At 68.2% G+C, this 12,291-nt stretch carries 13 protein-coding genes; 2 read left to right on the plus strand and 11 right to left on the minus strand.

Annotation, left to right across the window (positions count from 1 at the left end):
- Window positions 1-157: 157 nt before the first annotated feature.
- From BLR21_RS34390 to BLR21_RS34410, 5 genes are all read right to left on the minus strand, one after another.
- Window positions 158-997: a helix-turn-helix domain-containing protein gene (locus BLR21_RS34390; RefSeq protein ID WP_090012927.1), complete on the minus strand. Its 840-nt coding sequence runs from the start codon at window positions 995-997 to the stop codon at window positions 158-160.
- Between the two features lie 278 nt (window positions 998-1,275).
- Window positions 1,276-1,455 (minus strand): hypothetical protein, encoded by a 180-nt coding sequence (locus tag BLR21_RS34395; protein ID WP_090012930.1) that lies wholly within the window; start codon window positions 1,453-1,455, stop codon window positions 1,276-1,278.
- Between the two features lie 56 nt (window positions 1,456-1,511).
- Window positions 1,512-2,060, minus strand: coding sequence for an HIT family protein (locus BLR21_RS34400; protein ID WP_090012933.1), 549 nt, complete (start codon window positions 2,058-2,060; stop codon window positions 1,512-1,514).
- Window positions 2,057-4,063 (minus strand): threonine--tRNA ligase, encoded by a 2,007-nt coding sequence (gene thrS / locus BLR21_RS34405; protein WP_090013079.1) that lies wholly within the window; start codon window positions 4,061-4,063, stop codon window positions 2,057-2,059. The genes BLR21_RS34400 and thrS overlap by 4 nt, the downstream gene beginning before the upstream one ends.
- A gap of 78 nt (window positions 4,064-4,141) precedes the next feature.
- A complete protein-coding gene (locus BLR21_RS34410; RefSeq protein WP_090012935.1) occupies window positions 4,142-4,633 on the minus strand; it encodes a GNAT family N-acetyltransferase in 492 nt (163 codons plus the stop codon).
- A gap of 140 nt (window positions 4,634-4,773) precedes the next feature.
- Here BLR21_RS34410 and BLR21_RS34415 point away from each other — a divergent pair, with 140 nt between their 5' ends.
- Together BLR21_RS34415 and BLR21_RS34420 are read left to right on the plus strand one after the other, a co-directional pair.
- Window positions 4,774-5,088 (plus strand): hypothetical protein, encoded by a 315-nt coding sequence (locus BLR21_RS34415; RefSeq protein ID WP_090012937.1) that lies wholly within the window; start codon window positions 4,774-4,776, stop codon window positions 5,086-5,088.
- Window positions 5,085-5,522 carry a hypothetical protein gene (locus tag BLR21_RS34420; RefSeq protein ID WP_090012940.1) on the plus strand — a complete coding sequence of 146 codons (438 nt, stop codon included), beginning with the start codon at window positions 5,085-5,087 and terminating at the stop codon, window positions 5,520-5,522. Before BLR21_RS34415 ends, BLR21_RS34420 begins: the two co-directional genes overlap by 4 nt.
- A gap of 131 nt (window positions 5,523-5,653) precedes the next feature.
- Here BLR21_RS34420 and BLR21_RS34425 read toward each other — a convergent pair whose 3' ends face one another.
- The 6 genes from BLR21_RS34425 to BLR21_RS34450 all read right to left on the minus strand — a co-directional run bounded on the left by BLR21_RS34425 (window position 5,654) and on the right by BLR21_RS34450 (window position 12,279).
- Window positions 5,654-7,297 (minus strand): AMP-binding protein, encoded by a 1,644-nt coding sequence (locus tag BLR21_RS34425; protein ID WP_090013081.1) that lies wholly within the window; start codon window positions 7,295-7,297, stop codon window positions 5,654-5,656.
- A 121-nt stretch (window positions 7,298-7,418) separates the two neighbouring features.
- Window positions 7,419-8,120 (minus strand): FadR/GntR family transcriptional regulator, encoded by a 702-nt coding sequence (locus BLR21_RS34430; protein WP_276526503.1) that lies wholly within the window; start codon window positions 8,118-8,120, stop codon window positions 7,419-7,421.
- A 2-nt stretch (window positions 8,121-8,122) separates the two neighbouring features.
- On the minus strand, window positions 8,123-8,890 hold the full coding sequence (locus BLR21_RS34435) for a 3-oxoacyl-ACP reductase (RefSeq protein WP_090012942.1): 768 nt from the start codon (window positions 8,888-8,890) through the stop codon (window positions 8,123-8,125).
- 17 nt (window positions 8,891-8,907) lie between these two features.
- Window positions 8,908-10,266 (minus strand): aldehyde dehydrogenase family protein, encoded by a 1,359-nt coding sequence (locus BLR21_RS34440; RefSeq protein WP_090012946.1) that lies wholly within the window; start codon window positions 10,264-10,266, stop codon window positions 8,908-8,910.
- Complete coding sequence (locus tag BLR21_RS34445) at window positions 10,257-10,952, minus strand: gamma-glutamyl-gamma-aminobutyrate hydrolase family protein (protein WP_218131055.1); 696 nt, start codon at window positions 10,950-10,952, stop codon at window positions 10,257-10,259. Before BLR21_RS34445 ends, BLR21_RS34440 begins: the two co-directional genes overlap by 10 nt.
- Window positions 10,939-12,279 carry a glutamine synthetase family protein gene (locus BLR21_RS34450; protein ID WP_090012949.1) on the minus strand — a complete coding sequence of 447 codons (1,341 nt, stop codon included), beginning with the start codon at window positions 12,277-12,279 and terminating at the stop codon, window positions 10,939-10,941. The genes BLR21_RS34445 and BLR21_RS34450 overlap by 14 nt, the downstream gene beginning before the upstream one ends.
- Between the last annotated feature and the right edge of the window lie 12 nt (window positions 12,280-12,291).

Genomic DNA, 12,291 nt, shown 5'->3' on the forward strand with positions numbered 1-12,291 from the left:
GGGAAGCCTTCCTGCGGTCGAGAGTACGAAAGGTCCCCGCATGCGATCGGCGGGCGGGGAGCCTTCGTGCGGTCGAGAGCACGAAAGCTCCGCGCGGGCGAACAGCGGGCGGGGAGCCTTCGTGCCGTCGGGAGTACGAAAGCTCCGCGCGTGCGGCCTACCCGAGCCGCCGGTGGTCCTCGGCGATGCGCTTGAGCAACCCCTGCAACTCCTCCCCTCGCACCGCCAGCCGCTCCAGCCGCCCGAACAACGCGAGGTACTCGCGCACGTCCAGCGGGTCGGTGATGGTGGCGTTGCCGGTCAGCACGCTGACCGTCACGACACGCTCGTCGTAGATGTGGAAACCGTGCAAAGCGACCACGTTCGCGTCCGCCGACCACGGCACGACGGCGAGCCGGACGTTCGGGCGGCGCTGGATCGCGGCCAGGTGTTCCACCTGTTCCGCCATCAGCTCCGCCGAGCCCATCCGCCAGCGCAGCGCGCTTTCGGAGAGCACGAACACGAACTGCTTCGCCAGGTCGTCCATCCGGGATCGGCGGGTGCGCAGGGCGGCCACCGCGGCCTCCTGCTCCGCATGCGGCATCGTCCCCAGCACGATTCGCAGGTAGGGCTCGGACTGCAACAGCGCGGGCACCAGGTTGACCTGGAAGAACCTCGATGTCGCCGCCCGCGCCTCCACGCGGCTGATCGTCTGCTGGTGGCGGTGCGCTCCTCGGTGCAGCACGACGCGGCGGGTTTCCGCCTCCGCGTGCAGCGACCTGGCGAGTTCGACCAGTTCGATGCGCGTCTCTCTCGCGGCGGCCAGTTCCGCCACGAGACGCTCCACATCCGTCACGGACGGGAGCAGCATGCCGTTCTCGATCTTCGACAGCTTGGACTGGCTCATCCCGGTGGCACGGGCGGTGGCCGTGCCGGTCATCTTCGCCTCGGTGCGCAACCGGCGTAGTTCACGCGAAAGCCGCTCTCTCGCTAATCGCGAACGCTCAGGTGCGGTCATGTTCGCACCGTAACCATTCGCACACGGTGAGACGATCGGCCATAGGCGGGGACTTGACTCGCAGTTGACACCTCCAGGTGGGTGATCTCACCTACCTGGAATCGCTTTGTGCTGCTGTTACGTCTCGATCGACTGGAGAAAAACACCCGAAAGGTGCAACCGAAACTCATTCCGTCCCACGTGGAAACACCCTTGATTGTCCAGTGCAGACAACTTGGGTGGTTTTTGTCACTCTTTTGTCCAACAATTAGTACGGCTTTCAATCACGGGCACGCTGACTAAACGCCTCGTTTAGCCCGCAATACCGCGCGAACACCAAGGCCGATGGCACCGAAAATCAGCACGAACCCGATGAGCCCGAGACCCGGAGCGTCGTCGTACTGGGCGTACATGATCGCGCCGACGCCGAGCGCGACGAGCAGGACGCAGCCCATCAGGGGCAGCAACAGTCGAGGCATGGATCGACTATCGCTCGCGATCTATCGAAAGTCAACAGATAGACACTGCGAAACGATCAGTCGACTGCCTTCCAGCCGTCGGCCAGCAGCTGCCGGGTCTCCCCCAGCAGCTGCGGCAGCACCTTGGTGTGCCCGATGACCGGCATGAAGTTCGCGTCCCCACCCCACCGCGGCACCACGTGCTGGTGCAGGTGGGCGGCGATCCCCGCCCCGGCGACGACGCCCTGGTTCATGCCGATGTTGAACCCGTGCGGCGCCGCCACGTGCCGCGCGACCTTCATGGCCCGCTGCGTGAACGCGGCGAGCTCCGCGGTCTCCGTGACCGTCAGCTCCGGGTAGTCCGCCACGTGCCGGTACGGCAGCACCATCAGGTGACCGGGGTTGTACGGGTACAGGTTCAGCAACGCGAAGACCTCGGCCCCGCGCGCGATGATCAGACCGTCGGCGTCGGACAGGTCGACCACGCGGCAGAACGGGCAGCCGGCGGGCTCGTCGCCGTCGGCCTTGCCCGCGCCCTGCACGTACGACAGGCGGTGCGGGGTCCACAGGCGCTGCAACGCGTCGTGGACCCCCACACCGGCCTGCTCGGAGAACTCAGGCGTCACGAGAGCAGTTCCGCCGTGGGCGAGGCGTTCTCGCGACGGCCGACCCACTCGACGATCTGCTCGACCGCCCGCTCCACCGGCACGCCGTTGATCTGCGTGCCGTCGCGGAACCGGAACGACACCGCGTTCGCCTCCACGTCCTTGGCGCCGGCCAGGAGCATGAACGGCACCTTCTGCATGGTGTGGTTGCGGATCTTCTTCTGCATGCGGTCGTCGGACGCGTCCACGTCGACCCGGATGCCGGCCTTCTTCAACACGTCGCGCACCGCGAACAGGTGGTCGGCGTTCTCGGACGTCACCGGGATGCCCATGACCTGCACCGGCGCGAGCCACGCCGGGAACGCGCCCGCGTAGTGCTCGGTCAGCACGCCGAAGAAGCGCTCGACCGAGCCGAACAGCGCGCGGTGGATCATGACCGGGCGCTGGCGGGAGCCGTCCGGGCCGGTGTACTCCAGTTCGAACTTCTCGGGCAGCATGAAGTCGAGCTGGATGGTCGACATCTGCCAGGTGCGGCCGAGCGCGTCCCGCGCCTGCACGGAGATCTTCGGGCCGTAGAACGCGGCGCCACCGGGGTCGGGCACGAGCTCGAGACCGGACTCCTCGGCGACCGAGGCGAGCGTCGTGGTCGCCTCCTCCCAGATGTCGTCCGGGCCGACGAACTTCTCCGGGTTCTTGGTGGAGAGCTCCAGGTAGAAGTCGTTCAGGCCGTAGTCGCGCAGCAGGTCCAGCACGAACGTCAGCAGCGACTTCAGCTCGTCGCGGACCTGGTCGCGCGAGCAGAAGATGTGCGCGTCGTCCTGCGTCATGCCGCGCACCCTGGTCAGGCCGTGCACCACGCCGGACTTCTCGTACCGGTAGACGCCGCCGAACTCGAACATGCGCAGCGGCAGCTCGCGGTAGGACCGGCCACGCGCCTTGAAGATGAGGTCGTGGAACGGGCAGTTCATCGGCTTGAGGTAGTAGTCCTGGCCGGGCTTGCGGACCGTGCCGTCCTCGTTGAACTCGGCGTCGAGGTGCATCGCCGGGTACATGCCGTCCTTGTACCAGTCCAGGTGACCGGAGACCTCGAACAGCTTGCCCTTGGTGATGTGCGGCGAGTAGACGAACTCGTAGCCCTCTTCGGTGTGCCGCTGGCGGGAGTAGTCCTCCATGGCCTTGCGGATGATGCCGCCCTTGGGGTGGAACACCACCAGGCCGGAGCCGATCTCGTCCGGGAACGAGAACAGGTCGAGCTCGACACCGAGCTTGCGGTGGTCGCGGCGCTCGGCCTCGGCCAGGCGCTCCAGGTAGAGGTCCTGGGCCTCCTGCGACTCCCACGCGGTGCCGTAGATGCGCTGCAGCTGCGGGTTGTTCTCGTTGCCGCGCCAGTACGCGGCGGCCACGCGGGTCAGCTTGAACGCCGGGATGTGCTTGGTGGTCGGCACGTGCGGGCCGCGGCACAGGTCGCCCCAGACCTGCTCACCGGAGCGCGGGTCGAGGTTGTCGTAGATCGTCAGCTCGCCGCCGCCGACCTCCATGATCTCGCTGGTGTCGACGTCGCTCTTGATGTCGACGAGTTCCAGCTTGAACGGCTCCTTGGCCAGTTCGGCCTTCGCGGAGTCGATCGACTCGACGACGCGGCGCGAGAACCGCTGCGAGGACTTGATGATCTGCTTCATGCGCTTCTCGAGCGCCTGCAGGTCCTCGGGCGTGAAGGGCTTCTCGACCTGGAAGTCGTAGTAGAAGCCGTCCTTCACGGGCGGGCCGATGCCGAGCTTGGCCTCGGGGAACTGCTGCTGCACGGCCTGTGCCAGCACGTGCGCGGCCGAGTGGCGGACGACGCTGCGGCCGTCCTCGGTGTCCGCGGCCACGGCCTCGACCTCGACGTCGACCTGCGGGGTCCACGACAGGTCGCGCAGGTGGCCCTCGGCGTCGCGCACGACGACGATCGCGTCGGAGCCCTTGCCGGGGAGACCGGCTTCGCGCACGGCCGTGCCCGCCGTCGTCCCAGCCGGAACCACCACGCGCGGCGGGTTCTGGGCGACTGCTGGGCGCGACTCGGACACGGTGACTCCTACGTTCGAGATGGTGGGGTGTTCGGATCAGATGTTATCGGTGCTCAATACGGACATGACGATCGCGTCGTGGAAGACGCCGTCCCAGAGCAGGGCGTCCCTCAGCCGGCCCTCCTCGCGGAAGCCGAGCTTCCGGTAGACGTGGATGGCCCGGTCGTTGAAGTCGTACACCTCCAGATCGACCCGGTGGAGCCCTCGCTCGTGAAACGCGTGGTCGAGAACGTGCTTCAGCGCGAGCGAGCCGTAGCCCTTGCCGAAGCCGTCCCACAACGCGATCCGCACACCCGCCGACCGGTTGTGCGGATTGATCGTGAGAACGACCTCGCCGAGGAACTTCCCGTCCTCGGTAATCGCACGGGTGTAGCGGTTCGGATCGTTCAGCGTCCGCTCGATGTAGGCCTCGTAATCCTCCAGCGTGAACGTCGCGTGAGTACCGGTCAGCCGGTTGACCTCGTCGTCGTTCGGCCGGGACGCGGCCATCTCGGCGGCGAACTCCTTGCGCAGAGGTACGAGTTCCATGCACCGATTGAAGCCGGTGCGCGCAAGCGGATTCCGGCCGCGATACCTACGTACACGCTTCTGAGTGGTTTTTCGGATGCGGTCGAGCGCCCAGGGCGAGCACTCTGTTGTCTCCCGGCCCGCCGAATGGAGCATCGATCATGTCCGACCTGGTCGTCGAATGCCCGGTACGCCTCACCGAGTCCAACCGGGACGAACTGCGCCTGCTCTACGCCGATCTCCGCGACCACTACGCACGCCGCGACGCCCGCAACGGCACGCGCACGACGTTGCACTTCCTGTGGACCGGAGTCCTGGACGACGAGCTCTTCGGCGCGACCTATGCCGACCAGCGGCACGTTTTCGCTGGCTCCAGGCCCGTCATGAACTCAAGGCGCGACTCCGAAGGACTTCAGGAAACGAACAGGTGGCTGTCAGCCCCAGCTCAGCCGAACGGCGCATCGTTGAGGACATGAGCGAGCAGGGACAGACGCCTCCACCGCAGGAGCCGTCCAGCGACGAACCGCAGGCCGCCCAGCCTGCACCGGACCAGGCAACGACCCCGCTGCCGGCCGACGCGCCGGCCACGCCTGGTCAGCAGCCCACCACACCGGCGGCCACAGCAGCGGAAGCACCGACCCCACCTCCAGCGGCCGCCGTGCCCGCGGGTCCAGGCCGGGGACGGCGTTTCGTGCGGCACCGCGCCACGCAGCTGGTCGCCGTGGGCCTGCTGGGGCTCGTCCTCGGCGGCGGCATCGTGGGAGCGGTCGCCGCCAACCGCTTCGACGACCGCGGCGGCCCGGGCCACATGCGGATGTACGAGCGCGGCGAACGTGGGCCCGACCGCGGCAACGACCGGTTCGAGCAGCGCGGCCCGTTCAACGACCGAGGCGACCGCTTCGAGCGGTGACCGACCGAGCGCACGCCCAGCGAACATCCGATCCCCGACGGCGCTGGGCGTGCGCTCCCCAAAACCAGGAACGCGCGTCACGGACGGATTAGTCCCCCTCGTTCAGCCGTGACGTGCGTTCCGCCCACTGCCTAGTGGGCCTGCGGCCCGAGCCGGATCGCCAGCAGCTGACGCCGCAGCACCTTCCCGGTCGCGTTGCGCGGCAACTGCGGCACCACGACGACCTCGCGCGGGACCTTGTGCCGAGCGAGCCGGGTGCGCACGAACTCGCGCAGCTCCCGCACGTCGATGCGCGCCCCGGCGACCGGCACCACGAACGCGCGCAGCCGTTGCCCGTACTCGGGATCCGGCACGCCGAGCACCGCCGCGTCGCGCACCCGGTAGTGCGTCATGAGCAGGTTCTCGACCTCGACCGGGTACACGTTCTCGCCGCCGGAGACGATCATGTCGTCCTCGCGGCCGTCGAAGTAGAGACGGCCGCTGGGGTCGAAGTGCCCGAGGTCGCCGGTCGCGACGAGCCCGTCGATGGACTCCTTCTGCGTGCCGTCCGTGTAGAGGTCGACGGTGAGCGATCCGCGCACGTAGATCTTGCCCGTCACGAACGACCGCGTGATGCGGTTGCCCTCGGCGTCGTAGATGCGCACGACGCAGTTGTGCGGTGGCAGGCCGACGCTGGACGGCGCGGCCGCGAGGTCCTCCGGGGTGGCGATCGTGGCGACCGCGACTTCCGTTGAGCCGTAGAGGTTGTAGAGCACCGGTCCCAGCACGGCCTGGGTGCGTTCGACGAGGTCCGTCGTGATCGGCGCGCCCGAGGAGAACACGACGTTCAGGTGCGAGAGGTCGAACGAGTCGATCACGTGCCGGTCGAGTTCCATGATCCGCTGCAGCATCGTCGGCACCAGGACGAGCGTCGTACAGCGCTGGCCCTGCACCGACCACAGCGTCTTGCGCGGGTCGAAACGGCGGTGCAGCACCGCGCGCGAACCCAGCGACATCGCGAGCGTCAGGTGCGAGTAGCCGACGGAGTGGAAGATCGGCGCGGCGATGAACGTCGACTCGCCCGAGCTCATCGGGATGCGGTCGAGGAAGTCCGACGCGGTCAGCACCGACTTGATCTCGCGGGCCGTGCCCTTGGGCGTGCCGGTCGTGCCGGACGTCAGCTGGATCACGACACCCGGTTCGCGCGGCGGTTCGAGTTCGCCGCGCGGCGCCTTGGCCACGAGCTGGTCCAGTGTCGGCGTGCGACGGTCCAGTCCGTCGCGCGACCACGAGAGCCAGCGCGGAATCGACGGCGGCAGCTGGTGGAACAGCGGCGTGAACTCCTCGTCGTGAATGACGAGCGACGCGCGTTCACGTTCCAGGAGGTCCAGGACGACCGGGGCGGCGAACCCGGTGTTCACCAGCAGCACGCGGACGCCGAGTTTCGCGCACGCCAGCAGCGACTCGACCATGCCGCGGTGGTTGCGGCACATCAGCGCGACGATGTGCGTGTGCTGGATGCCCAGCGAGCGCAGGCCCTGCGCGATCGCGGTCGAACGCCGGTCGAGCTGGCGGTAGGTGACGGATCCCCGTTCGTCGACGACGGCGATGCCGTCCGGGTTCAGCCGGACGGAACGGCGCAGCGCCGTGACGTTCGGCCCCCAGACCTTGACCTCTTTCAACGCCTGCACGGACATCTTGAAGTTCGTGAGACTCACCATGCCCGCGGCGGACAAGACACGGAGTGAGTGCACCCGGCCCATGGCGTCGCGAAACACCTTGCGCAACCCTGGCATCAACAGCTCCTCGCGCTGCAAGTCCCCGAGGTATTCGGACGGTAACTGTCCGCAAGGCTCTCGCCAAGGGTTGTTCGATGCGGAATCTGCATGACAACACGACATTCTACCCTGCAAACGTTTACACGGACAGGAAGCCGCGCAACAACGAAGCCGTGCCGTCGAGGTGTTCGGCCATCGCCTGCCGGGCCGCGCCGGGGTCTCCGTCCAAAATGGAGGCGATGACGCGTTCGTGCTGGGCGTTGGAGTGCGCGAGGTTCGGTTCGAGCAGCGGGATGTGGTCCAGCAGCTCGTTCGCGCGCATCCGCGACTCGGCGACGGCGGCGGTCAGCGCGGCGGACCCGGTGACCTCGGCGATCGCCAGGTGCAGCCGCGAGTCCTTGCGCCGGTATTCCGCGAGCGTCGAGGTGGAAGCCTCTTCCAGCCGGGCGCGCAGCCCCCGTCGTTCGGCGGGGCCCAGGGACCGTCCCGCCGCGGTCTCGGCGGCACCGGTCTCCAGCACCCTGCGCAACGTCAGCACGTCGTGGAGGTCGCCGAAGTCCTTGGCGGGCGCGGACTTCGGCAGCACCTCGTTGACGAACGTGCCGCCGTACCGCCCCCTTCGGGACTCGACGTAATGGTTCTCCTGCAACGACCTGATGGCCTCGCGCACGGTCACCCGGCTCACGCCGAGCCGGGTGGCCAGGTCCCGTTCGGACGGCAGCCGCTCACCCGGCGCGACGACGCCGAGCCGGATGGACTGCATGAGCCGTTCGACGGTCTCCTCGAAGGCGTTGCCCGCCCGCACCGGGCGGAACAACGCCTCCTGCGCGTGTTCGGCCACGGCTAGAGCGGTGTCACGTACGCGCCGGCGATGCCGCCGTCCACGAGGAAGTTCGACGCCGTCATGAAAGACGAGTCGTCGGACGCCAGAAACGCGACGGCGGCGGCGATTTCCTCGGGTTCGGCGAACCGGCCGAGCGGTACGTGCACGAGACGCCGTGCGGCCCGCTCCGGGTCCTTCGCGAACAGCTCCCGCAAGAGTGGGGTGTTGACAGGTCCGGGGGAAAGCGCATTCACCCGGATGCCCTCGCGCGCGAACTGCACGCCGAGCTCACGTGACATCGCGAGCACGCCGCCCTTCGACGCCGTGTACGAGATCTGCGACGTCGCCGCACCCATCGTCGCCACGAACGACGCGGTGTTGATGATCGACCCCTTGCCGCCTGCCTGCATGTGCGGGATGGCGTACTTGCAACACAAATAAACCGACGTGAGGTTCACCTTCTGGACGCGCTCCCACGCCTCGATGCCCGTGGTGAGGATCGAGTCGTCGTCAGGCGGCGAGATACCGGCGTTGTTGAACGCGATGTCCAGCTTGCCGTAAGTGTCCACAGTGGTCTGGAACAGAGCTTTGACCTGTTCCTCGTCGGTCACGTCGACCTGGACGAACAGCCCGCCCGCCTCGTCCGCGGCCGCCTTGCCGCTCGCGGGGTCCAGATCGGCGACGACGACCTTCGCGCCCTCGCTCGCGAACCTGCGCACGGTCGCGAGTCCGATGCCACTGGCGCCACCTGTCACGACGGCCACGCGGCCTTCGAGTCGCTGCACCATCTTTGTGTCTCCTTGGATCAGGTTGCGATGAAGACGTTCTTGACTTCGGTGAAGGCGTCGAGCGCGTCCGGTCCCAGCTCGCGACCGAGCCCGGACTGCTTCACGCCACCGAACGGCGTCCAGTAGCGGACGGACGAATGCGAGTTCACCGACAGGTTTCCGGCCTCGACGGCCCGCGAGACGCGGATCGCGCGACCGACGTCGCTGGTCCAGATCGACCCGGACAGCCCGTACTCGGAGTCGTTCGCGATCCGGATCGCGTCGGCCTCGTCGGTGAACGGCAGCACGACGACGACCGGTCCGAAGATCTCCTCGGTGACCGTCGCGTGGTCCGCGGGTGGCGTCAGGACCGTGGGCGGGAACCAGAATCCGGGCCCGTCCGGCGCCGTACCGCGGAACGCGACGTGGGTGTCGTCCGGGACGTAGGACGCGACCTTGCCGAGGTGCGCCGCGGTGATGAGCGGCCCCATCTCGGTCGCCTCGTCGCCGGGCTCGCCGACCCGCACGCCCTGGACCGCGGGCTCCAGCAGTTCCATGAACCTGTCGTAGACGCTGGCCTGCACCAGGATCCGCGAACGGGCACAGCAGTCCTGCCCCGCGTTGTCGAACACCCCGGACGGCGCCGTGGCAGCGGCCTTCTCCAGGTCGGAGTCCGCGAAGACGATGTTCGCCGACTTGCCGCCCAGCTCCAGCGTCACCCGCTTCACCTGGTTCGCGCAGCCGGCCATGATCTGCTTGCCGACCTCGGTCGAGCCGGTGAAGACGACCTTGCGCACCAACGGATGCGTGACGAACCGGTTGCCGACGACGCTGCCCTTGCCCGGCAGCACCTGGAACACGCCCTCCGGCAGGCCCGCCTCCAGCGCGAGCTCACCGAGCCGGATCGCGGTCAGGGGCGTGACCTCGGCGGGCTTGAGCACGACCGTGTTGCCGGCGGCCAGCGCGGGCGCGAACCCCCAGCCCGCGATGGGCATCGGGAAGTTCCAGGGAACGATCACGCCGACGACGCCGAGCGGTTCGTGGAACGTGACGTCGAGCCCGCCCGCCACCGGGATCTGCTTGCCGAACAACCGTTCCGGCGCGGCCGAGTAGTACTGCAGCACGTCGCGGACGTTGCCGGCCTCCCACCGCGCGTTGCCGATGGTGTGGCCGGAGTTCTCGACCTCCAGCCGTGCCAGTTCCTCGACGTGCGCGTCGACGACCTCCGCGAACTTCCGCAGCAGCCTCGCGCGATCACCGGGGGCAACGTTGCGCCAGCTCTCGAACGCGTTCTGCGCCCGGCCGATCGCCGCGTCCGTGTCACCGAGGGTGGTGTGCGGTACGGACCGCACGATCTTCTCGGTGGCGGGGTTGATGACGTCAAAGGTCACGACGATTTGCTCCTTGCCGCTTCCACGAGGGCTTCGAAAAGCCTCAGGTCCTCGATGTCCTGCTCCGGGTGCGACTGCACCCCGACGACGAACCGCGCGCCTTCCAGCTCAACGGCTTCCACGGTCCCGTCGGGCGCCTTCGCGGTGACGCGCAGCCCGTCCGCCACGCGGTCGAGCGACTGGTGGTGATGGCACTGCACGGTCGTCTCCGGGCCGATGATCGTGTAGAGGTGCGTGTCCCGCAGGACCTCGATCTCGGTGCTCCCGAACACCCCCGGCGCCTCGTTGTGGCCCTCGACGTGCTGGTGCAGCGTGCCGCCCAGCGCCACGTTGAGCACCTGCATGCCCCGGCACACGCCGAGCACCGGCAGGTCGAGCTTCAGCGCGGCGTCGACGAGCGCGAACTCGGCGTCGTCGCGGGCGCGGCTCGGTTCGCCGGTCTTCTCGTGCCTCTCGGCACCGTAGGCGGCGGGGTCGATGTCGGCACCGCCAGCGATCACCAGGCCGTCCAGGAACCCGATCGTCTCGGCGTTCCAGGTGCCGACCGGCGGCAGCATGACGGGGTTGCCCCCGGCCTCGACCACGCAGTCGAGATAACCGCGGTAGAGCACCGCGGCCTCCACGTCCCACAGCCCGAAGCGTGTGCGCTCCAGGTACGTGCTGATGCCGATGAGCGGCTTAGAGGCGCTCAAACCCGCGCACCTTCTCCCAGTCCGTGACCGCCGCCTCGAACGCGGTCAGCTCGACCTTGGCCGCGTTCAGGTAGTGGTCGACGACGTCCTTGCCGAACGCCTCGCGCGCGATCGTGCTGTCCGCCAACAGGTCCGCCGCCTCGCGCAGCGTCGTCGGCACCGTCGGCCGGTCGGACGCGTAGGCGTTGCCGACGAACTCGTCCTCCAGCTCCAGCTCCTGCTCGACGCCGTGCAGCCCGGCCGCGATCAGTGCCGCCACCGCGAGGTACGGGTTCACGTCACCGCCGGGGACCCGGTTCTCGAACCGCAGCCCGTGGCCGTGGCCGACGACCCGCAGCGCGCACGTGCGGTTGTCCCGTCCCCACGCGACGGCGGTCGGCGCGAACGAGCCCTTCACGAAACGCTTGTAGGAGTTGATGTTCGGGGCGAGGAAGTAGGTGAGCTCCCGCAGCCCGGCCAGCTGGCCCGCGAGGAAGTGCTTCATCAGCTGCGACATGCCGTGGCCCTCGGCGAAGACCGGCTCACCGTCCCTGGAGCGCAGGGAGAGGTGGATGTGGCAGGAGTTGCCCTCGCGTTCGTTGTACTTCGCCATGAACGTGAGCGCTTTGCCCTGCTGGGCCGCGATCTCCTTGGAACCGTTCTTGTAGATCGCGTGCTGGTCGCACGTGCGCAGCGCCGTCGTGTACTTGAACGCGATCTCGTGCTGGCCGGGATTGCACTCGCCCTTGGCGGACTCGACGACCATGCCGGCACCTGTCATGCCGTTGCGAATGGCGCGCAGCAACGGTTCCACGCGCGCGGTGCCGAGCAACGAGTAGTCGACGTTGTACTGGTTGGACGGCGTGAGGTCGCGGTAGCCGGCGTTCCAGGCCTGCTCGTAGGAGTCGTCGAAGAGGATGAACTCCAGCTCGGTGCCGACGTAGCAGTCCAGGCCGAGCGCGGCGAGCCGGTCGAGCTGCCTGCGCAGGATCTGCCGCGGCGAGGCGACGACGGGGTCGCCGTTCTCCCAGACGACGTCGCACATGACGAGGGCGGTGCCCTCCTGCCACGGCACGCGGCGGAGCGTCTCGATATCCGGTTTCATCACGAAGTCGCCGTACCCGCGCTCCCAGCTCGACATCTCGAAGCCGCTGACCGGGTTCATCTCGACGTCGACGGCGAGCAGGTAGTTGCAGCCCTCGGCGGAGTGCCCGAGAACCTCGTCGAGGAAGTACCGCGCGGCGCACCGCTTGCCCTGCAGGCGGCCCTGCATGTCGACGATCGCGACCAGGACGGTGTCGATCTCACCGGTGTCCACGGCTTCGCGCAACTCCTCGACGGTCAGCATCCCGCGTTCCTC

It is taken from the genome of Lentzea albidocapillata subsp. violacea (assembly GCF_900100275.1).
Lineage (GTDB): Bacteria > Actinomycetota > Actinomycetes > Mycobacteriales > Pseudonocardiaceae > Lentzea > Lentzea violacea.